Origin of the sequence: Streptomyces huiliensis, from assembly GCF_020037025.1 — a bacterium.
In the GTDB taxonomy this organism is placed as follows: domain Bacteria; phylum Actinomycetota; class Actinomycetes; order Streptomycetales; family Streptomycetaceae; genus Streptomyces; species Streptomyces huiliensis.
On sequence record NZ_JAIQLH010000223.1, the window covers coordinates 1 to 20,715 of the forward strand.

Sequence of the window (20,715 nt, forward strand, 5' to 3'; positions counted from 1 at the left end):
AGAACCTGGCCATCAAGTGACCGGGCCGGTCGCCGTCCTGGTCGGCCCGCCCGGAGCCGGGAAGTCGACCATCGGAGCGCTGCTCGCCGAGCGGCTCGGCACCGGCTACCGGGACACCGACGCCGACATCGAGCGGACCGCGGGCAAGCCCATCCCGGAGATCTTCCTGGAGGAGGGCGAGCCGCACTTCCGCGAGCTGGAGCGGCAGGCCGTGCGCGCCGCCGTGGCGGAGCACCCCGGGGTGCTCTCGCTCGGCGGCGGCGCCGTCATGGACCCGGACACCCGGGAGCTGCTCAAGGGGCTGCCCGTCGTCTTCCTCGACGTCGACCTGGCCGACGCCGTCCGCCGCGTGGCGCTGGACGCCCCGCGCCCGCTGCTCGCCGTCAACCCGCGCAAGCGGTGGCGGGAGCTGATGGAGGCCCGCCGTCCGCTCTACACCGAGGTCGCCCGGGTCGTCGTCGCGACCGGAGGCCGCAGCCCGGCCGAGGTCACCGACGCGGTACTCGACAGCCTGCGGCCGCCCGGTGCCCGTATCCACGACACCTCGCAGTGAGGAACGCATGACCGACGCACCCACCCGTATCCAGGTCGCCGGCACCGCCGGGACCGCGCCGTACGAGGTCCTGATCGGCCACCGGCTGCTGGGCGAACTGCCCGCGCTCATCGGCACCGAGGCCCGGCGCGTGGCCGTCCTGCACCCGGAGGCGCTCGCCGAGACCGGCGAGGTGCTCCGCGCCGACCTGGCCGAGCAGGGCTACGAGGCCATCGCCATCCAGGTCCCGAACGCCGAGGAGGCCAAGACCGCCGAGGTCGCCGCCTACTGCTGGAAGGCGCTCGGCCAGTCCGGCTTCACCCGTACCGACGTCGTCGTCGGCGTCGGCGGCGGTGCCACCACCGACCTGGCCGGCTTCGTCGCCGCCACCTGGCTGCGCGGCGTGCGCTGGATCGCGGTGCCCACCACCGTGCTGGCCATGGTCGACGCGGCCGTCGGCGGCAAGACCGGCATCAACACCGCCGAGGGCAAGAACCTCGTCGGCGCCTTCCACCCGCCGGCCGGCGTGCTGTGCGACCTGTCCGCGCTGGAGTCGCTGCCGGTCAACGACTACGTCAGCGGGCTCGCCGAGGTCATCAAGGCCGGCTTCATCGCCGACCCGGTGATCCTCGACCTGATCGAGAGCGACCCCGCGGCCGCCCGCACCCCGTCCGGCGCGCACACCGCCGAGCTGATCGAGCGGGCCATCCGGGTCAAGGCCGACGTCGTCTCCCAGGACCTCAAGGAGTCCGGCCTCCGCGAGATCCTCAACTACGGCCACACCCTCGCCCACGCCATCGAGAAGAACGAGCGGTACAACTGGCGGCACGGCGCGGCCGTCGCGGTCGGCATGGTCTTCGCCGCCGAGCTGGGCCGGATCGCCGGGCGGCTGGACGACGCGACGGCCGACCGGCACCGCGCGGTGCTGGAGTCCGTCGGGCTGCCGGTGACGTACCGGGGCGACCAGTGGCCCAAGCTGCTGGAGACGATGAAGATCGACAAGAAGACGCGGGGCGACCGGCTGCGGTTCATCGTGCTCGCCGGGCTGGCGAAGCCGGTGGTGCTGGAGGCTCCGGATCCGGCGATGCTGCTGGCCGCACACGCTGAGATCGCGGCATGAGCGGCGTGAGCGGGGCCCGGCGGGTCCTGGTGCTCAACGGGCCGAACCTCGGGCGGCTCGGCTCCCGTGAGCCCGACGTGTACGGGTCCACCTCGTACGCCGGGCTCGTCGAGGAGTGCACCAAGCTCGGGGCCGAGCTCGGCTTCGACGTCGACGTGCGGGAGACCAACGACGAGGGCGAGCTGGTCCGCTGGCTGCACGAGGCGGCGGACGGGCGGGTGCCCGTCGTCATCAATCCCGGGGCTTTCACGCATTATTCGTATGCGATGCGGGATGCCGCCTCTCAGCGGACCGCGCCGCTGATCGAGGTGCACATCTCCAATCCGCATGCGCGGGAGGCTTTCCGGCACACCTCCGTGATCTCGGAGGTGGCGTCCGGGACGATCGCCGGGTTCGGGGTCGGGTCGTACCGGCTCGCGTTGCGGGCGCTCGCCGAGGAACTCCGCGGCTGAGTGGAGCGTCTGGGTTGAGGGGGTAGGGTGCCCCGGTCCCGCCCTTACACCGTTTCCTGGGGCTGTCGCCCCAGACCCCGAAAGCGCGCTTCGCGCGGTTGTCCTCAAACGCCGGACGGGCTGAACCAGCCTGTCCGGCGTTCGTGGACGCGCACCACACGAACCCACCGCACGAGACGGAGTGCCACCGGATGCAGTACCCAGTGGGACAGCCGCTACCGCCCGCCCACCCTCCGATGCCCGTGGACCCCACCACCGCCCCTGTCGCGGTGCTCCTGATCGGGCCGGCCGGGGCGGGGAAGACGACGGCGGCGCGGCACTGGGCCGACACCCGTCGGGTGCCGACGGCGCACATCAGCCTGGACGACGTCCGGGAATGGGTGCGGGCCGGCTTCGCCGACCCGCAGGCGGGGTGGAACGACCGGTCGGAGGCGCAGTACCGGCTGGCCCGCCGCACGTGCGGTTTCGCCGCCCGGAACTTCCTGGCCAACGGCATCTCGTGCATCCTCGACGACGCGGTCTTCCCGGACCGGCCCGCCGTCGGCCTGGGCGGCTGGAAGCGGCACATCGGCCCCGGCCTGCTGCCCGTCGTCCTGCTGCCGGGGCTCGACGTGGTGCTGGAGCGCAACGCCGAGCGCCGGGGCAACCGCCGGCTGGGCGACGAGGAGGTGGCGCGCATCCACGGACGCATGGCCGGCTGGTACGGCTCCGGCCTGCCGATCATCGACAACTCGCAGCAGGACGTCGCCACCACCGCCCGGCTCATCGACGAGGCCGTCGCCCGCTCCTTCGCCACCCCGCCCGCCTGGTAGGCGGCGCCCGTTCGCCGCACCCCGGTCGGACGCGCCGGAGCGGCCGGTTCCGGCCGCCGTACGTACGCTCGGGGCATGTCCGACGTGTACGCGGCGCGCCGTTCCCGGCTGCTGGAGCGGTGCCTGGCGAACGGGAGCGAGGCCGCGCTGGTGAGCGGCGCGGCCAACGTCCGCTACCTGGCGGGCCACGCCCCGGCCGGGGCCGCCCTGCTGGTCGGGCCCGTGCACGACGTGCTGCTCTGCGCCTCGGACCCCTTCGACGCCGCGTCGGCCGCGCGGCCCGCCGGCGATCTGCGCGTCTTCGTCCTGCCCGGCACGGACGGCGACCCGGCCGTCGCGGGCGCCGAACGGGCGGCCGCGGCCGGAGCCGGCTCGCTGGCGGTGGAGGAGCACCACCTGACCGTACGGCGCCACCGCGCCCTGGGGGCCGTCGCGCCGGGGCTCCGGCTGGACGACCTGGGGCCGGCCGTGGAGCAGCAGCGGCTGGTGAAGGACGAGGAGGAGATCTCCTGCCTGCGGATCGCCGCCGAGATCGCCGACCAGGCGCTGGGGGAGCTGCTGGAGTCCATCCTGGTCGGCCGGACCGAGCGGCACCTCGCCCTGGAGCTGGAGCGCCGCCTGGTGGACCACGGCGCGTCCGGCCCGGCGTTCCCGACCTCGGTGGGGACCGGGCCCGACTCCGGGCTGGCCGGACACGTACCGTCGGACCGGCGGGTCGAGGAGGGCGACTTCCTCTCCGTCTGCCTGGGCGCCGACTACCGCGGCTACCACAGTGAGATCGCCCGTACCTTCGTCATCGGCACGTCTCCTGCCGACTGGCAGATCGAGCTCTACGAGCAGGTGTTCGCGGCCCAGCGGGCCGGGCGGGAGGCGCTGTCGCCCGGGACGCCGTACCGGGACGTGGACCGCGCGGCACGGCGCGTTCTGGAGGCCGCGGGGCACGCCGAACGGCTCGGACCGAGGATCGGGCACGGGGTCGGACTCGAAAACGGCGAGGACCCTCGGCTCGCGCCCGCGGCCATGGGTAAACTGGACGCTTGCGTGCCGGTCACCGTAGATCCGGGGGTTCACCTCCCGGGGCGGGGCGGCGTCCGGATCGATGACACGCTCGTCGTCCGCCCCGAGGCGGACGGCGGTCCCGAGCTACTCACCATCACGACCAAGGAGCTGCTCGCGCTGTAGCGCGTGCCTCTTCGGGGTCGCAGCTTCAGTCCAGGAGATTCCGCAACCGTGGCTTCCACGAACGACCTCAAGAACGGCATGGTGCTCAAGCTCGAAGGCGGCCAGCTCTGGTCCGTCGTCGAGTTCCAGCACGTCAAGCCCGGCAAGGGCCCCGCCTTCGTCCGCACGAAGCTCAAGAACGTGCTCTCCGGCAAGGTGGTGGACAAGACCTTCAACGCCGGTGTGAAGGTCGAGACGGCCAACGTCGACAAGCGCGGTATGCAGTTCTCGTACATGGACGGCGAGTACTTCGTGTTCATGGACATGGACACGTACGACCAGCTGCACATCGACCGCAAGACCGTCGGTGACGCCGCCAACTTCCTGATCGAGGGCTTCGAGGCCGTCGTCGCCCAGAACGAGGGCTCGGTCCTCTACGTCGAGCTGCCGGCCGCCGTCGAGCTCACCATCGAGCACACCGACCCGGGCGTCCAGGGCGACCGCTCCACCGGTGGCACCAAGCCCGCCAAGCTGGAGACCGGCTACGAGATCCAGGTCCCGCTGTTCATCAGCACGGGCGAGAAGATCAAGGTCGACACGCGTACCGGCGATTACCTCGGCCGGGTGAACAGCTAACCGTGGCCGCCCGCAGCAACTCCCGGAAGCGCGCCTTCCAGATCCTCTTCGAGGCCGACCAGCGAGGGGCGGCCGTCCTGGACGTCCTCGCCGACTGGATCCGGCACTCGCGCTCGGACGACCGGCAGCCGCCGGTCAACGAGTACACGATGCAGCTGGTCGAGGGCTACGCCGAGCACGTCGCCCGGATCGACGAGCTGATCGAGACCTACGCGGTCGACTGGGACCTGGACCGGATGCCGGCCGCCGACCGGAACATCGTCCGGCTCGGGGCCTACGAGCTCATCTGGGAGGACGGGACCCCGGACGCCGTGGCGATCGACGAGGCGGTGCAGCTCGCCAAGGAGTTCTCCACCGACGAGTCGCCGGCCTTCATCAACGGCCTGCTCGGCCGGTTCAAGGAGCTCAAGCCGGGCCTCCGCCGGGCCTGAGGCGCTCCCTCCCCACGAACCGCACACGCACAAACCGCCAGGGGCGGGGAACCGGAAAGGTTCCCCGCCCCTGGCGGTTTCGGTACTGCGCGGAACAGGCGGCGAAGGCTACGCGTCCTCGTGCTGCACGGCGCGGCGGGCGTCCGCGTCGAGCACGCCCCAGCTGATCAGCTGCTCGGTGAGCACCGAGGGCGACTGGTCGTAGATGACGGCGAGGGTGCGCAGGTCGTCCTGGCGGATCGACAGCACCTTGCCGTTGTAGTCGCCGCGCTGGCTCTGGATGGTCGCCGCGTAACGCTGGAGCGGGCCCGCCTTCTCGGCCGGGACGTGGGCGAGGCGCTCCAGGTCCAGGACCAGCTTCGGCGGGGGCTCGGCAGCGCCCCCCGGCGTGGTGCCGGGCAGCAGCTCCTGAACGGGCACGCCGTAGAAGTCGGCCAGCTCGGCAAGGCGCTGCACGGTCACGGCACGGTCGCCGCGCTCGTACGAGCCCACCACCACGGCCTTCCAGCGGCCCTGGGACTTCTCCTCCACACCATGGAGTGAGAGGCCCTGCTGGGTGCGGATGGCGCGGAGCTTGGCCCCGAGCTGTTTGGCGTATTCGCTGGACATAAAGCTCCCCGGACGCGGTATCAATGTGCGGCTCTGCCGCGTGGCTGGTAACTCACTGTGAGGTTACGCAGCGTAATCTGGCTTCGTCAAGCCGAAAGGTTCACCGCTTCGGCCGTCGGGGGCCGGCGGTCGGAGCACCTCCGGGCGGCTGCTACTGTGGACCACGCAATTCCGACGTCCTTTAATGTCCGTCCCGTGAGGCGGAGAAGGAGGTCCGTTTCTTATGGACACCACCGCATCCGCGGCCGGTCCCGCGCGTCCCGTGCTCGAAGCACCGGACATCGCCCGGGTCCTCACCCGCATCGCCCACGAGATCGTCGAACGCGCCAAGGGCGCCGACGACGTGGTTCTGCTCGGCATCCCCACCCGAGGGGTCTACCTCGCCGACCGCCTCGCCGCGAAGCTGGCGGAGATCACCGGCACCCGCATGCCCGTGGGCTCCCTCGACATCACCATGTACCGCGACGACCTGCGGCTCCGCCCGGCCCGGGCGCTGGCCCGCACGGAGATCCCCGGCGACGGCATCGACGGCCGTCTCGTGGTCCTCGTCGACGACGTGCTCTTCTCCGGCCGCACCATCCGCGCCGCGCTCGACGCCCTGAACGACATCGGGCGCCCCCGCGCGGTCCAGCTCGCCGTCCTGGTCGACCGCGGCCACCGCGAGCTGCCGATCCGCGCCGACTACGTCGGCAAGAACCTCCCCACGTCGCTGCGCGAGACGGTCAAGGTCCAGCTCACCGAGGAGGACGGGCGCGACAGCGTACTCCTCGGCACGCACGCCACCGCTCCGGCCGACGGCCGCTAGCAGCACCCCCGCACGGGTCCGTACCCCGGACCCGCGACGCCGCACGCCCGGCCGTCCTCACGCACACCCTCAACCACGGAGCATCCGGATGCTGCACCTCTCCGGGGGGAGCCCCCGTACCCGCGGCCACCTCGTCTCGGCCGCCGACCTCAGCCGCGACGACGCCGTCCTGATCCTCGACACCGCCGAGGAGATGGCCCGCGTCGCGGACCGGCCGATCAAGAAGCTGCCGACCCTGCGCGGCCGGACCGTCGTCAACCTCTTCTTCGAGGACTCGACGCGGACCCGCATCTCCTTCGAGGCCGCCGCCAAGCGGCTCTCCGCCGACGTCATCAACTTCTCCGCCAAGGGCTCCTCGGTCTCCAAGGGCGAGTCCCTGAAGGACACCGCGCTCACCCTGGAGGCGATGGGCGCCGACGCCGTCGTCATCCGCCACCACGACTCCGGCGCCCCGCACCGGCTGGCCACCTCCGGCTGGATCAACGGCTCGGTCGTGAACGCCGGCGACGGCACCCACGAGCACCCCACCCAGGCCCTGCTGGACGCCTTCACCCTGCGCCGCCGCCTGGTCGGCCCCGACGCCGGGCTCGGCAAGGACCTGGACGGCCGCCGGATCACGGTCGTCGGCGACATCCTGCACAGCCGCGTCGCCCGGTCCAACGTCCACCTGCTCACCACGCTGGGCGCGGAGGTCACTCTCGTCGCGCCGCCCACCCTGGTGCCCATCGGCGTCGAGCACTGGCCCTGCGAGGTCTCCTACGACCTGGACGCGGTGCTCCCCAAGTCCGACGCCGTGATGATGCTGCGCGTCCAGCGCGAGCGGATGAACGCCGCGTTCTTCCCCACCGAGCGCGAGTACGCGCGCCGCTACGGCCTCGACGGCCAGCGGATGGCGCGGATGCCCGAGGACGCGATCGTCATGCACCCCGGCCCGATGAACCGCGGCATGGAGATCACCGCCGAGGTCGCCGACTCGCGCCGCTGCACGGCCGTCGAACAGGTCACCAACGGCGTCTCCATCCGGATGGCCGTCCTCTACCTGCTGCTCGGCGGCTCGGAGTCCGCCGTCGGCTCGGAGTCCACCGTCACCACCACCGCCGTCACCACCGCGAACACCCGCACCGAGGAGAACAAGTAATGCCCCAGATCCTTATCCGCGGTGCCAAGGTGCTCGGCGGCCCCGCCCAGGACGTCCTGATCGACGGCGAGACCATCGCCCGCGTCGGCAACGGCATCGAGGCCGACGGCGCGACCGTGATCGAGGCCGACGGCAAGGTCCTGCTGCCCGGCCTGGTCGACCTGCACACCCACCTCCGCGAGCCCGGCCGCGAGGACTCCGAGACCGTCCTCACCGGCACCCGCGCCGCGGCCACCGGCGGCTACACCGCCGTCCACGCCATGGCCAACACCTTCCCGGTCGCCGACACCGCCGGTGTCGTCGAGCAGGTCTGGCGGCTCGGCAGGGAATCCGGCTACTGCGACGTGCAGCCCGTCGGCGCCGTCACCGTCGGTCTGGAGGGCAAGAAGCTCGCCGAGCTCGGCGCCATGCACGACTCCGCCGCCGGCGTCCGCGTCTTCTCCGACGACGGCAAGTGCGTCGACGACGCCGTGATCATGCGGCGCGCCCTGGAGTACGTGAAGGCGTTCGACGGCGTCGTCGCCCAGCACGCCCAGGAGCCGCGGCTCACCGAGGGCGCCCAGATGAACGAGGGCGTCGTCTCCGCCGAGCTGGGTCTGGGCGGCTGGCCGGCCGTCGCCGAGGAGTCGATCATCGCCCGCGACGTGCTGCTCGCCGCGCACGTCGGCTCCCGGCTGCACGTCTGCCACCTCTCGACGGCCGGCTCGGTGGAGATCGTCCGCTGGGCCAAGTCCAAGGGCTGGAACGTCACCGCCGAGGTCACCCCGCACCACCTGCTCCTCACCGACGAGCTCGTCCGCTCGTACAACCCCGTCTACAAGGTGAACCCGCCGCTGCGCACCGAGGCCGACGTGATGGCCCTGCGCGAGGCGCTCGCCGACGGGACGATCGACTGCGTGGCCACCGACCACGCGCCGCACCCGCACGAGGACAAGGACTGCGAGTGGGGCGCCGCGGCCATGGGCATGGTGGGCCTGGAGACCGCCCTCTCGGTCGTCCAGCACACCATGGTCGAGACCGGCCTGCTGGACTGGGCCGGCGTCGCCGACCGGATGTCCTTCACCCCAGCCCGCATCGGCCGGCTGGCCGGACACGGCCGTCCGGTGGCCGCCGGTGAGCCCGCCAACCTCACCCTGGTCGATTCCGCTTACCGTGGTGTCGTGGACCCCGCGGGCTTCGCCTCCCGCAGCCGCAACACCCCTTACGAGGGCCGCGAGCTGCCGGGGCGCGTCACCCACACCTTCCTGCGGGGCCGGGCGACGGTCGCCGACGGGAAGCTGACGGGAATCTGACGTGACACCTTTGATCACCAACCTCGCGATCTCCAACCTCGCGGACGGGCAGAAGTCGCAGGCCGTCACCGACTGGGCGGCGCGCGCCGGCTGGGTCGTGGGTCTGCTGCTCTTCATCGCGCTCCTGTACTGGCTGATGCGCGAGGGCTGGAAGTGGCGCGGCACGCTCCAGGGCGACCTGCCCGCGCCGGCCGCCGTCCCGGAGGAGCCCGGCCCGGCCCGGCTCACCCTCAGCGGCCGCTACCACGGCTCGACCACCGCCGGGCAGTGGCTGGACCGCATCGTCGCCGGGGGCCTCGGCACCCGCAGCCGCGCCGAGCTCACGCTCACCGACGAGGGCGTGACGGTGCTGCGCCCCGGCGCCACGGACTTCCTGATCCCCGCCGCGGCCGTGCGCGGCGCCCGGCTCGACAAGGGCATCGCCGGCAAGGTCCTCACCGAGGGCGGCCTGCTGGTGATCACCTGGCAGCACGGCGACAAGCTGATCGACTCCGGGTTCCGGGCCGATCACGTGGCGGAGCACCCGGCCTGGGTCGAGGAGCTCACCACCCTGCAGAACCTGAACAGCACGACGGAAGGCGCACGATGACGACCTCGCACCAGGGGAACCCCTCGCAGAGGAAAGGGGCGCTTCCCGCCGTACTGGTCCTGGAGGACGGCCGGGTCTTCCGCGGCCGCGCCTACGGGGCCGTGGGCACCACCTTCGGTGAGGCCGTGTTCTCCACCGGCATGACCGGCTACCAGGAGACCCTCACCGACCCCTCGTACCACCGCCAGGTGGTCGTGATGACCGCCCCGCACGTCGGCAACACCGGCGTCAACGACGAGGACCCCGAGTCGTCCCGCATCTGGGTGGCCGGCTACGTGGTCCGCGACCCCGCCCGCACCCCGTCGAACTGGCGCTCGCGCCGCTCCCTCGACGAGGAGCTGGAGCGCCAGGGCGTCGTCGGCATCAGCGGCGTCGACACCCGCGCCCTCACCCGCCACCTGCGCGAGCGCGGTGCCATGCGGGTCGGCATCTTCTCCGGCGCGACCCTCCCGGAGGAGGCCGCCATGCTGGAGCAGGTCCGGCAGGCCCCCGAGATGGCGGGCGCGGACCTCTCCGCCGAGGTCGCCACCAAGGAGACCTACGTCGTCCCGGCCGTCGGTGAGAAGAAGTACACCGTCGCCGCGATCGACCTGGGCATCAAGGGCATGACCCCGCACCGCATGGCCGAGCGCGGCATAGAGGTGCACGTCCTGCCCGCCACGGCGACCGTCGAGGACGTCTACGCCGTGAACCCGGACGGCGTGTTCTTCTCCAACGGCCCGGGCGACCCGTCCACCGCCGACCACCCGGTCGCGGTGATGCGGGAGGTGCTGGAGCGTAAGACCCCGCTCTTCGGCATCTGCTTCGGCAACCAGATCCTCGGCCGCGCGCTGGGCTTCGGCACCTACAAGCTGAAGTACGGCCACCGCGGCATCAACCAGCCCGTGCAGGACCGGACGACCGGCAAGGTCGAGGTCACCGCGCACAACCACGGCTTCGCCGTCGACGCCCCGCTCGACGGGCCCGCCGACACCCCCTACGGCCGCGTCGAGGTCTCCCACGTCTGCCTCAACGACGACGTGGTCGAGGGGCTCCGGCTGCTCGACCGGCCGGCCTTCAGCGTCCAGTACCACCCCGAGGCAGCAGCAGGCCCGCACGACGCCGCGTACCTGTTCGACCGCTTCGTCTCCCTGATGGAGGGCCAGCGTGCCTAAGCGCACCGACATCCAGTCCGTTCTGGTCATCGGCTCCGGCCCGATCGTCATCGGTCAGGCGGCCGAGTTCGACTACTCAGGCACCCAGGCGTGCCGGGTCCTCAAGGCCGAGGGCCTGCGGGTCATCCTGGTCAACTCCAACCCGGCCACGATCATGACCGACCCGGAGATCGCCGACGCCACGTACGTCGAGCCGATCACCCCCGAGTTCGTCGAGCGGATCATCGCCAAGGAGCGCCCCGACGCCCTGCTGCCCACCCTGGGCGGCCAGACCGCGCTCAACACCGCGATCTCGCTGCACGAGGCGGGCACGCTGGAGAAGTACGACGTCGAGCTGATCGGCGCCAACGTGGAGGCGATCCACAAGGGCGAGGACCGCGAGCAGTTCAAGGCCGTCGTCGAGGCCGTCCACGCCCGGATCGGGCACGGTGAGTCCGCCCGCTCGGTCATCTGCCACACCATGGACGAGGTCATCGCAGGCGTCGAGACGCTCGGCGGCTACCCGGTCGTCGTCCGCCCCTCCTTCACCATGGGCGGCGCCGGCTCCGGCTTCGCCCACGACGAGGACGAGCTGCGCCGCATCGCCGGCCAGGGCCTCACGCTCTCCCCGACCACCGAGGTGCTCCTGGAGGAGTCCATCCTCGGCTGGAAGGAGTACGAGCTGGAGCTGATGCGCGACCGCAACGACAACGTCGTGGTCGTCTGCTCCATCGAGAACTTCGACCCGATGGGCGTGCACACCGGCGACTCGATCACCGTCGCCCCGGCGATGACCCTCACCGACCGCGAGTACCAGGTGCTGCGCGACATCGGCATCGAGGTCATCCGCGAGGTCGGCGTGGACACCGGCGGCTGCAACATCCAGTTCGCGGTCAACCCCGAGGACGGCCGGGTCATCGTCATCGAGATGAACCCGCGTGTCTCCCGCTCCTCCGCGCTGGCGTCCAAGGCCACCGGCTTCCCGATCGCGAAGATCGCGGCCCGGCTCGCCGTCGGCTACACGCTGGACGAGATCCCCAACGACATCACCGAGCAGACCCCGGCCTCCTTCGAGCCGACGCTCGACTACGTCGTGGTCAAGGCCCCGCGCTTCGCCTTCGAGAAGTTCCCGGCCGCCGACGCCACCCTCACCACCACCATGAAGTCGGTGGGCGAGGCCATGGCCATCGGCCGGAACTTCACCGAGGCGCTGCAGAAGGCGCTGCGCTCGCTGGAGAAGAAGGGCTCGCAGTTCGACTTCGTCTCGGCGCCCGGCGACAAGACCGAGCTGCTGGCGAAGGCGGCCGTCCCCACGGACGGGCGGATCAACACCGTCATGGCCGCCATCCGGGCCGGCGCCACCCAGGCCGAGGTCTTCGCGGCCACCCGGATCGATCCCTGGTTCGTCGACCAGCTCTTCCTGCTCCACGAGGTCGCCCAAGAGCTCGCCGAGGCCGGCACGCTGGAGCCGGAGCTGCTGGCCGAGGCCAAGCGGCACGGCTTCTCCGACGTCCAGATCGCGGCGATCCGCGGCACCGACGAGAAGGTGGTCCGCGAGGTCCGGCACTCGCTCGGCGTCCGCCCGGTGTACAAGACCGTGGACACCTGCGCCGCCGAGTTCGCCGCCCGGACCCCGTACTTCTACTCCTCGTACGACGAGGAGAACGAGGTCGCGCCGCGCGAGAAGCCCGCAGTGATCATCCTGGGCTCCGGCCCGAACCGCATCGGCCAGGGCATCGAGTTCGACTACTCCTGCGTCCACGCCTCCTTCGCGCTGAGCGACGCCGGGTTCGAGACCGTGATGGTCAACTGCAACCCGGAGACCGTCTCCACCGACTACGACACCTCCGACCGGCTCTACTTCGAGCCGCTCACCCTGGAGGACGTGCTGGAGATCGTGCACGCCGAGCAGCAGGCGGGCCCGGTCGCGGGCGTGATCGTGCAGCTCGGCGGGCAGACGCCGCTGGGCCTGGCACAGGCGCTCAAGGACAACGGCGTGCCGATCGTCGGCACCTCGCCCGAGGCCATCGACCTGGCCGAGGAGCGCGGCGCCTTCGGCCGCGTCCTCACCGAGGCCGGGCTGCCGGCTCCCAAGTACGGCACGGCCTTCTCCTTCGACGAGGCCAAGGCCATCGCGGCCGAGATCGGCTACCCGGTCATGGTCCGGCCGTCCTACGTGCTCGGCGGGCGCGGCATGGAGATCGTCTACGACGAGCCCTCGCTGGCCGGCTACCTGGAGCGGCACGCGGGTCTGATCGACCGGCACCCGGTCCTCATCGACCGCTTCCTCGACGACGCCATAGAGATCGACGTCGACGCGCTCTACGACGGCCACGAGCTCTACCTCGGCGGCGTCATGGAGCACATCGAGGAGGCCGGCATCCACTCCGGCGACTCGGCCTGCGCGCTGCCCCCGATCACCCTGGGCGGCCACGACATCAAGCGACTGCGCACCTCGACGGAGGCCATCGCCAAGGGCGTGGGCGTCCGCGGTCTGATCAACATCCAGTTCGCGATGGCCGGGGACATCCTCTACGTCCTGGAGGCCAACCCGCGCGCCTCCCGGACCGTCCCCTTCACCTCGAAGGCGACCGCGGTGCCGCTGGCCAAGGCCGCCGCGCGGATCTCGCTGGGCGCCACCGTCGCCGAGCTGCGCGCCGAGGGGATGCTCCCGGCGGAGGGCGACGGCGGCACGCTGCCGCTGGACGCGCCGATCTCGGTCAAGGAGGCCGTGATGCCGTGGACGCGGTTCCGCGACCCCTCCGGCCGCGGCGTGGACACCGTCCTCGGCCCGGAGATGCGCTCCACGGGCGAGGTCATGGGCATCGACGACGTCTTCGGCAGGGCGTACGCCAAGTCGCAGGCGGGGGCCTACGGCGCGCTGCCGACCGGCGGCCGGGCGTTCGTGTCGGTCGCCAACCGGGACAAGCGCTCGATGATCTTCCCGGCCCGGGAGCTGGTCGCCCACGGCTTCGAGCTGCTGGCCACCTCCGGCACCGCCGAGGTGCTGCGCCGGAACGGCATCAGCGCGACCGTCGTCCGCAAGCTGAGCGAGGGCGAGGGCCCGAACGGCGAGAAGACGATCGTCCAGCTGATCCACGACGGCGAGGTCGACCTGATCGTCAACACCCCCTACGGCACCGGCGGGCGCCTCGACGGCTACGAGATCCGTACCGCCGCCGTCTCCCGCGGCGTGCCCTGCCTGACCACGGTCCAGGCGCTGGCCGCCGCCGTCCAGGGCATCGAGGCGCTCTCCCGCGGTGACGTGGGTGTGCGCTCGCTCCAGGAGCACGCGAGCCGGCTGACCGCCGCCCGCGAGGCGTAGGACGCGGAGGGGGACACCGGGAGGTGTCCCCCTCTTCATGAGCCCTCCCACCCCTTCCTTGCTGCCCAGAAGGCCCGAAATGTACCGATTCTTCTTCCGGCTGGTCTTCCGTCGGATGGACCCCGAGCGCGCCCACCACCTGGCCTTCGCCTGGATCCGCGCGGTCGCCCGGGTCCCCGTCCTGCGCACCTTCGTCGCCGCCGTCCTCGCCCCCCGGCACAAGGAGCTGCGCACCGAGGCCCTGGGCCTGCGGATGCACGGCCCCTTCGGCCTCGCCGCCGGCTTCGACAAGAACGCCGCGGCCATCGACGGCATGGCCATGCTCGGCTTCGACCACGTCGAGATCGGCACCGTCACCGCCCAGCCGCAGCCCGGCAACCCCAAGAAGCGGCTGTTCCGCCTGGTCGTCGACCGCGCGCTGATCAACCGCATGGGCTTCAACAACGACGGCTCCGCCGCCGTCGCCCGCCGCCTGGCCGAGCGGAACCCGGTCTTCCGTACCACCGTCGGCGTCAACATCGGCAAGACGAAGATCGTCCCCGAGGCGGAGGCCGTCGCCGACTACGTCACCTCCACCGAGCGGCTGGCCACCCACGCCGACTACCTCGTCGTCAACGTCTCCTCGCCCAACACCCCCGGGCTCCGAAACCTCCAGGCCGCCGAGGCGCTCCGCCCGCTCCTCACGGCCGTCCGCGAGGCCGCCGACCGCACCGTCACCGACCGGCGCGTCCCGCTGCTGGTGAAGATCGCCCCCGACCTCGCCGACGAGGACGTGGACGCCGTCGCCGACCTCGCCGTCGAACTCGGCCTGGACGGCATCATCGCCACCAACACCACCATCGCCCGCGAGGGCCTCGGGCTGCGCACCCCGCAGCGCACGGTCGAGGCGATCGGCGCGGGCGGACTGTCGGGCGCCCCCCTCAAGGAGCGCTCGCTGGAGGTCCTGCGCCGCCTGTACGCCCGCGTCGGCGACCGCATCACCCTCGTGGGCGTGGGCGGCGTCGAGACCGCCGACGACGTCTGGGAGCGCATCCTGGCCGGCGCCACCCTGGTCCAGGGCTACAGCGCCTTCATCTACGAGGGCCCCTTCTGGTGCCGCGCGATCCACCGCGGCCTCGCCGAGAAGCTGGCCGCCAGCCCCTACGCCACCCTCGCCGACGCGGTCGGCGCCGAGCACCGGAAGGTGACCGCGTGACTCCCGTGCCCCCCCTGGAGCCCTTCGGCACCCGCCTGCGCCGCGCCATGGACGAGCGCGGCCCGCTCTGCGTCGGCATCGACCCGCACGCCGCCCTGCTCTCCGCCTGGGGCCTCGGCGACGACATCGCGGGCCTGGAGCGGTTCGCCCGCACCACCGTGGAGGCGCTGGCCGACCGGGTGGCCGTCCTCAAGCCCCAGTCCGCCTTCTTCGAGCGCTTCGGCTCGCGCGGCATCGCCGTCCTGGAGCGGGCCGTCGCCGACGCCCGCGCCGCCGGCGCCCTGGTGCTGATGGACGCCAAGCGCGGCGACATCGGCTCCACGATGGCCGCCTACGCCGAGACCTACCTCGACCCGGCCGCGCCGCTCTTCTCCGACGCGGTCACCGTCAGCCCCTACCTCGGCTACGGCGCGCTGCGCCCCGCCCTGGACCTGGCCCGCGCGACCGGCACCGGCGTCTTCGTCCTCGCGCTCACCTCCAACCCGGAGGGTGCCGAGGTGCAGCACGCGCTCCGCGCGGACGGCCGGAGCGTCGCCGCGACGATGCTGGACCACCTGCGGGCGGAGAACGCCGACGCCGCCCCCATGGGCTCCTTCGGCGCCGTCGTCGGGGCCACGCTCGCCGGCGGGCTCGCCGCGGCGGGCTCCGATCCGGCCATCAACGGCCCGCTGCTCGCCCCCGGCATCGGCGCCCAGGGCGCCACCGCGGCGGACCTGCCGAAGGTCTTCGGCGCGGCCGTTCGGGACGTCGTCCCCAACGTGAGCCGGGGCGTGCTCCGGCACGGACCCGACGTCGCGGCCCTGCGGGAGAGCGCGGAGCGGTTCGCGGACGAGGTGCGGGAGGCCGTCGCCGCCGGCTGATCCGGAGCGGCGACCGGCGTCCCGTCGGGAATTCCCCGGCCGCTATGTCCGAAAAAGTCCTGGTCGAGCGAGGCTGACCAGGACTTTTCCGCTGTTCTCGCTGACTGGAGCGGGATCGGCCGCTAGTCTCCGACAAGAGCGAACGTGCAAGCGCGTTGCTCGTTGCTCCCCAGGTGTGGGCCGACTAGGTTCTCACCGGTCCTTATCCGACAGTTCGACATCCGAGGTGACGTAGGCGTGGCTCTTCCGCCCCTTACCCCTGAACAGCGCGCAGCCGCGCTCGAAAAGGCCGCCGCGGCTCGCCGGGAGCGCGCCGAGGTCAAGAATCGGCTCAAGCACTCCGGCGCCTCGCTGCACGAGGTCATCAAGCAAGGCCAGGAGAACGACGTCATCGGCAAGATGAAGGTCAGTGCCCTCCTGGAGAGCCTGCCCGGCGTGGGCAAGGTCCGCGCCAAGCAGATCATGGAGCGGCTCGGGATCTCCGAGAGCCGCCGTGTCCGCGGGCTCGGTACGAACCAGATCGCGGCTCTTGAGCGGGAGTTCGGCAGCACCGCGGCCTGACGTTACCGGGCACTCCCGGGAACCGGGATAATCGCTGCATGAGTACTGCAGTCTCCCGGGGGACGACCCCCGTCCCCCCGGCCAGACGTCCGCGGCTGACCGTGCTCTCCGGCCCCTCCGGGGTCGGCAAGAGCACGGTCGTCGCCCACATGCGCAAGGCCCACCCCGAGGTGTGGCTCTCGGTCTCCTGCACCACCCGCAAGCCGCGCCCCGGCGAGCGGGAGGGTGTCCAGTACTTCTTCGTCGACGACACCGAGTTCGACAAGCTCGTCGCCAACGGAGAGCTGCTGGAGTGGGCCGAGTTCGCCGGCAACCGGTACGGCACACCGCGCCAGGCGGTCCTTGACCGGCTGGAGGCCGGTGAGCCGGTCCTGCTGGAGATCGACCTGCAGGGCGCCCGGCAGGTCCGCGCGTCCATGGAGGACGCCCAGCTGGTCTTCCTCGCGCCGCCGAGCTGGGACGAGCTGGTCCGCCGGCTCACCGGCCGGGGGACCGAGTCGCCCGAGGTGATCGAGCGGCGGCTGGCCGCGGCCCGTACCGAGCTGGCGGCGGAGTCGGAGTTCGACACCACCCTGGTCAACACCTCCGTCGAGGACGTCGCGCGGGAGCTGCTAGCCTTGCTCCGATGAGCAGGGGTACACCCCGTACGTCCTCGTGCACCCGGTACGCCCCCTTCGCGCATCACGACTTTCTTCACCCCCCTTCGGAAGGCAGAGAGTGTCCTCTTCCATCACCGCGCCCGAGGGCATCATCAACCCGCCGATTGATGAGCTGCTCGAAGCGACCGACTCGAAGTACAGCCTCGTGATCTACGCCGCCAAGCGCGCGCGCCAGATCAACGCGTACTACTCGCAGCTCGGCGAGGGCCTGCTGGAGTACGTCGGTCCGCTGGTGGACACCCACGTCCACGAGAAGCCGCTCTCCATCGCGCTCCGCGAGATCAACGCGGGTCTGCTCACCTCCGAGGCCATCGAGGCCCCGGCGCAGTAAGCGAGTCCGCGCAGTAAGCGACTCCGCGCGACGAGCGACGGAATACGTTCACCGAGGGCCCGGCAGCACCACTGCCGGGCCCTTGGTGTGTCATGGAAACCTGCACAACGAGAGCCGGGGAGAGGCGAGCGATGGACAAGCCCAAGGTCGTGCTGGGGGTCAGCGGCGGGATCGCCGCCTACAAGGCGTGTGAGCTGCTGCGCCGGCTCACCGAGTCGGGCCACGACGTACGCGTCGTCCCGACGGCCTCGGCGCTGCACTTCGTCGGCGAGGCCACCTGGTCCGCGCTGTCCGGGCACCCGGCCGGCACCGAGGTGTGGGAGAGCGTCCACGAGGTGCCGCACGTCCGGATCGGGCAGGAGGCCGACCTCGTCGTGGTCGCCCCGTGCACCGCCGACATGCTGGCCAAGGCCGCCCACGGGCTGGCCGACGACCTGCTCACCAACACGCTCCTCACGGCCCGCTGCCCGGTGGTCTTCGTGCCCGCCATGCACACCGAGATGTGGGAGAACCAGGCCACCCAGGAGAACGTGGCCACTCTCCGCCGCCGGGGCGCCGTCGTCGTCGAGCCCGCCGTCGGCCGGCTGACCGGCGTGGACACCGGCAAGGGCCGCTTCCCCGAGCCGGCCGAGATCTTCGAGATCTGCCGGCGCGTGCTGGCCCGCGGCGCGGGCGGGCGGGACCTGGCCGGACGGCACGTGGTGATCAGCGCCGGCGGCACCCGCGAGCCCCTGGACCCGGTGCGCTACCTCGGCAACCGCTCCTCCGGCCGGCAGGGCTACGCGCTCGCCCGGACCGCCGTGGCGCGCGGCGCCCGGGTCACGCTGGTGGCCGCCAACAGCGAGCTGCCGGACCCGGCCGGGGCGGACGTGGTGCGGGTGGGGACGGCGGTGCAGTTGCGGGAGGCGGTGCTCAAGGCCGCGGCCGACGCGGACGCCGTGGTGATGGCCGCCGCGGTCGCCGACTTCCGGCCCGCCCAGTACGCCCCCGGCAAGATCAAGAAGCGGGACGGCGAGGAGCCGGCCCCCGTCGAGCTGGTCCGCAACCCGGACGTCCTCGCCGAGCTGTCCGCGGACCGGGCCCGTCCCGGGCAGGTCGTCGTCGGCTTCGCGGCCGAGACGGACGACGTCCTGGCCAACGGCCGCGCCAAGCTCGCGCGCAAGGGCTGCGACCTCCTCGTGGTCAACGAGGTGGGGGAGGCGCGGACCTTCGGGTCGACGGAGAACGAGGCCGTCGTGCTGGCCGCCGACGGGAGCGAGACCCCGGTTCCGCACGGCCCCAAGGAGGGCCTGGCGGACGTCGTCTGGGATCTGGTCGCGGGCCGGCTGACGTAAGCGAATCGGATGCGCAAGCGGCGAACAGAGTGACGAGTGTCACTGACTGGGCAGGTAGTGATGCTGGACAGGAGGTCCGCAGGGAGCGAAGGCCGGATAAACTGACACCGGCCCGTGCCGAGCGCAGCTCTCGTCCGGAGCCGTCAATGATCAGCCAGCAGCCGCTGCAACCCCAGGGAGCGATGTGTCCCGCCGCCTGTTCACCTCGGAATCTGTGACCGAGGGTCACCCCGACAAGATCGCTGACCAGATCAGCGACACCATTCTCGACGCCCTCCTCAAGGAGGACCCCACGTCCCGGGTCGCCGTCGAGACCCTGATCACCACCGGTCTGGTGCACGTCGCCGGAGAGGTGACCACGAAGGCGTACGCGCCGATCGCCACGCTGGTCCGCAACAAGATCCTGGAGATCGGCTACGACTCGTCCAAGAAGGGCTTCGACGGCGCTTCCTGCGGCGTCTCGGTCTCGATCGGATCGCAGTCCCCGGACATCGCGCAGGGTGTCGACGCCGCGTACGAGGCACGCGTCGAGGGCGACGAGGACGAGCTCGACAAGCAGGGTGCGGGCGACCAGGGCCTGATGTTCGGCTACGCCTGCGACGAGACGCCCGAGCTCATGCCCCTCCCGATCAACCTGGCGCACCGCCTGTCGCGCCGCCTGACGGAGGTCCGCAAGAACGGGACCATCCCGTACCTGCGCCCCGACGGCAAGACCCAGGTCACCATCGAGTACGACGGCAACAAGGCGGTCCGGCTGGACACCGTCGTCGTCTCCTCGCAGCACGCGTCCGACATCGACCTGGACTCGCTGCTCGCCCCCGACATCCGCGAGTACGTCGTGGAGCACGTCCTCAAGGAGCTCGTCGAGGACGGCATCAAGCTGGAGACCGAGGGCTACCGGCTGCTGGTGAACCCCACCGGCCGCTTCGAGATCGGCGGCCCGATGGGCGACGCCGGCCTCACCGGCCGCAAGATCATCATCGACACCTACGGCGGCATGGCCCGCCACGGTGGCGGCGCCTTCTCCGGCAAGGACCCGTCCAAGGTCGACCGCTCCGCCGCGTACGCGATGCGCTGGGTCGCGAAGAACGTCGTCGCCGCCGGGCTGGCCGCGCGGTGCGAGGTGCAGGTCGCTTACGCGATCGGCAAGGCGGAGCCGGTGGGTCTGTTCGTCGAGACCTTCGGCACGGCCACGGTCGACACGGAGAAGATCGAGCACGCCATCGCCGAGGTCTTCGACCTGCGGCCGGCCGCGATCATCCGTGACCTGGACCTGCTGCGGCCGATCTACGCGCAGACCGCGGCGTACGGCCACTTCGGTCGTGAGCACGAGGACTTCACGTGGGAGCGGACGGATCGGGTCGACGCTCTGCGCAAGGCTGCGGGGCTCTGACGTTCTGACGTGCGGCCCTGGGGCGGATATCCGCCCCAGGGCCGCACGTGTTTTTGGTGCCCCTGTCCCGCCCCTTCGCCGATTCCTGAGGGCGAGCCCTCAGCCCCCCCTGAAACCGCGCTTCGTGCGGTTGTCCTCAATCGCCGGACGGGCTGGATGGGCCTGAGGTGGCACTTTCAGCCCGTCCGGCGTTTGAGGACGAGCGGCGGAGCCGCGACAAGGGGGCCTGGGGCGCAGCCCCAGGAAGCGGCGAAGGGGCGGGACCGGGGCACACCCACCCTACTGTCCGAGCCCTCTGCTAAGACTGGAGCTGTGAGCAGCGAGAACGAGCACCCCGAAGCAGCACC

At 71.7% G+C, this 20,715-nt stretch carries 21 protein-coding genes; 20 read left to right on the top strand and 1 reads right to left on the bottom strand.

Going from position 1 to position 20,715, the window contains the following annotated elements; genetic code table 11:
• The first annotated feature begins 16 nt into the window (after positions 1-16).
• The 7 genes from JNW98_RS28660 (at position 17) to nusB (ending at position 5,144) form a co-directional block, all read left to right on the top strand.
• Positions 17-553: a shikimate kinase gene (locus JNW98_RS28660; protein ID WP_223771233.1), complete on the top strand. Its 537-nt coding sequence runs from the start codon at positions 17-19 to the stop codon at positions 551-553.
• 7 nt (positions 554-560) lie between these two features.
• Complete coding sequence (gene aroB, locus JNW98_RS28665; RefSeq protein WP_223771220.1) at positions 561-1,652, top strand: 3-dehydroquinate synthase; 1,092 nt, start codon at positions 561-563, stop codon at positions 1,650-1,652.
• The gene (gene aroQ / locus JNW98_RS28670) at positions 1,649-2,104 is read left to right on the top strand and encodes a type II 3-dehydroquinate dehydratase (protein ID WP_223771221.1); all 456 of its coding nucleotides are present in this window, start codon (positions 1,649-1,651) and stop codon (positions 2,102-2,104) included. The genes aroB and aroQ overlap by 4 nt, the downstream gene beginning before the upstream one ends.
• 56 nt (positions 2,105-2,160) lie before the next feature.
• On the top strand, positions 2,161-2,916 hold the full coding sequence (locus JNW98_RS28675; RefSeq protein WP_223771234.1) for an AAA family ATPase: 756 nt from the start codon (positions 2,161-2,163) through the stop codon (positions 2,914-2,916).
• A gap of 75 nt (positions 2,917-2,991) precedes the next feature.
• A complete protein-coding gene (locus tag JNW98_RS28680; RefSeq protein ID WP_223771222.1) occupies positions 2,992-4,098 on the top strand; it encodes an aminopeptidase P family protein in 1,107 nt (368 codons plus the stop codon).
• A gap of 48 nt (positions 4,099-4,146) precedes the next feature.
• On the top strand, positions 4,147-4,713 hold the full coding sequence (gene efp, locus JNW98_RS28685) for an elongation factor P (protein WP_185946186.1): 567 nt from the start codon (positions 4,147-4,149) through the stop codon (positions 4,711-4,713).
• A gap of 2 nt (positions 4,714-4,715) precedes the next feature.
• On the top strand, positions 4,716-5,144 hold the full coding sequence (gene nusB, locus JNW98_RS28690) for a transcription antitermination factor NusB (RefSeq protein ID WP_223771223.1): 429 nt from the start codon (positions 4,716-4,718) through the stop codon (positions 5,142-5,144).
• A gap of 108 nt (positions 5,145-5,252) precedes the next feature.
• On the opposite strand, the gene bldD is transcribed toward nusB, so the two are convergent.
• Complete coding sequence (gene bldD, locus JNW98_RS28695; protein ID WP_004948690.1) at positions 5,253-5,753, bottom strand: transcriptional regulator BldD; 501 nt, start codon at positions 5,751-5,753, stop codon at positions 5,253-5,255.
• A gap of 223 nt (positions 5,754-5,976) precedes the next feature.
• On the opposite strand from bldD, the gene pyrR reads away from it, so the two are divergent.
• From pyrR to metK, 13 genes are all read left to right on the top strand, one after another.
• Positions 5,977-6,558, top strand: coding sequence for a bifunctional pyr operon transcriptional regulator/uracil phosphoribosyltransferase PyrR (pyrR, locus tag JNW98_RS28700; RefSeq protein ID WP_223771224.1), 582 nt, complete (start codon positions 5,977-5,979; stop codon positions 6,556-6,558).
• Between the two features lie 88 nt (positions 6,559-6,646).
• A complete protein-coding gene (locus tag JNW98_RS28705; RefSeq protein ID WP_223771225.1) occupies positions 6,647-7,696 on the top strand; it encodes an aspartate carbamoyltransferase catalytic subunit in 1,050 nt (349 codons plus the stop codon).
• Positions 7,696-8,988, top strand: coding sequence for a dihydroorotase (locus tag JNW98_RS28710; protein ID WP_223771226.1), 1,293 nt, complete (start codon positions 7,696-7,698; stop codon positions 8,986-8,988). The genes JNW98_RS28705 and JNW98_RS28710 overlap by 1 nt, the downstream gene beginning before the upstream one ends.
• A 1-nt stretch (position 8,989) precedes the next feature.
• Positions 8,990-9,577, top strand: a complete 588-nt coding sequence (locus JNW98_RS28715) for a PH-like domain-containing protein (RefSeq protein ID WP_372459342.1) — start codon at positions 8,990-8,992, stop codon at positions 9,575-9,577.
• Positions 9,574-10,731: a glutamine-hydrolyzing carbamoyl-phosphate synthase small subunit gene (gene carA / locus JNW98_RS28720; RefSeq protein WP_223771227.1), complete on the top strand. Its 1,158-nt coding sequence runs from the start codon at positions 9,574-9,576 to the stop codon at positions 10,729-10,731. Before JNW98_RS28715 ends, carA begins: the two co-directional genes overlap by 4 nt.
• Positions 10,724-14,035 carry a carbamoyl-phosphate synthase large subunit gene (gene carB / locus JNW98_RS28725; RefSeq protein ID WP_223771228.1) on the top strand — a complete coding sequence of 1,104 codons (3,312 nt, stop codon included), beginning with the start codon at positions 10,724-10,726 and terminating at the stop codon, positions 14,033-14,035. Before carA ends, carB begins: the two co-directional genes overlap by 8 nt.
• Positions 14,036-14,114: 79 nt before the next feature.
• The gene (locus tag JNW98_RS28730; RefSeq protein WP_223771229.1) at positions 14,115-15,230 is read left to right on the top strand and encodes a quinone-dependent dihydroorotate dehydrogenase; all 1,116 of its coding nucleotides are present in this window, start codon (positions 14,115-14,117) and stop codon (positions 15,228-15,230) included.
• A gap of 5 nt (positions 15,231-15,235) precedes the next feature.
• Positions 15,236-16,090, top strand: a complete 855-nt coding sequence (pyrF, locus tag JNW98_RS28735; RefSeq protein WP_223771236.1) for an orotidine-5'-phosphate decarboxylase — start codon at positions 15,236-15,238, stop codon at positions 16,088-16,090.
• Positions 16,091-16,327: 237 nt separating this feature from the next.
• The gene (locus JNW98_RS28740) at positions 16,328-16,651 is read left to right on the top strand and encodes an integration host factor, actinobacterial type (protein WP_223771230.1); all 324 of its coding nucleotides are present in this window, start codon (positions 16,328-16,330) and stop codon (positions 16,649-16,651) included.
• A gap of 38 nt (positions 16,652-16,689) precedes the next feature.
• Positions 16,690-17,280 (top strand): guanylate kinase, encoded by a 591-nt coding sequence (gmk, locus tag JNW98_RS28745; protein WP_051072658.1) that lies wholly within the window; start codon positions 16,690-16,692, stop codon positions 17,278-17,280.
• A gap of 88 nt (positions 17,281-17,368) precedes the next feature.
• Entirely contained in the window at positions 17,369-17,641 is a 273-nt protein-coding gene (rpoZ, locus tag JNW98_RS28750; RefSeq protein WP_004948662.1) for a DNA-directed RNA polymerase subunit omega, read from the top strand.
• A 131-nt stretch (positions 17,642-17,772) separates the two neighbouring features.
• Positions 17,773-18,975 carry a bifunctional phosphopantothenoylcysteine decarboxylase/phosphopantothenate--cysteine ligase CoaBC gene (coaBC, locus tag JNW98_RS28755; protein ID WP_223771231.1) on the top strand — a complete coding sequence of 401 codons (1,203 nt, stop codon included), beginning with the start codon at positions 17,773-17,775 and terminating at the stop codon, positions 18,973-18,975.
• 184 nt (positions 18,976-19,159) lie between these two features.
• On the top strand, positions 19,160-20,368 hold the full coding sequence (gene metK / locus JNW98_RS28760) for a methionine adenosyltransferase (protein ID WP_223771232.1): 1,209 nt from the start codon (positions 19,160-19,162) through the stop codon (positions 20,366-20,368).
• Positions 20,369-20,715 lie beyond the last annotated feature (347 nt).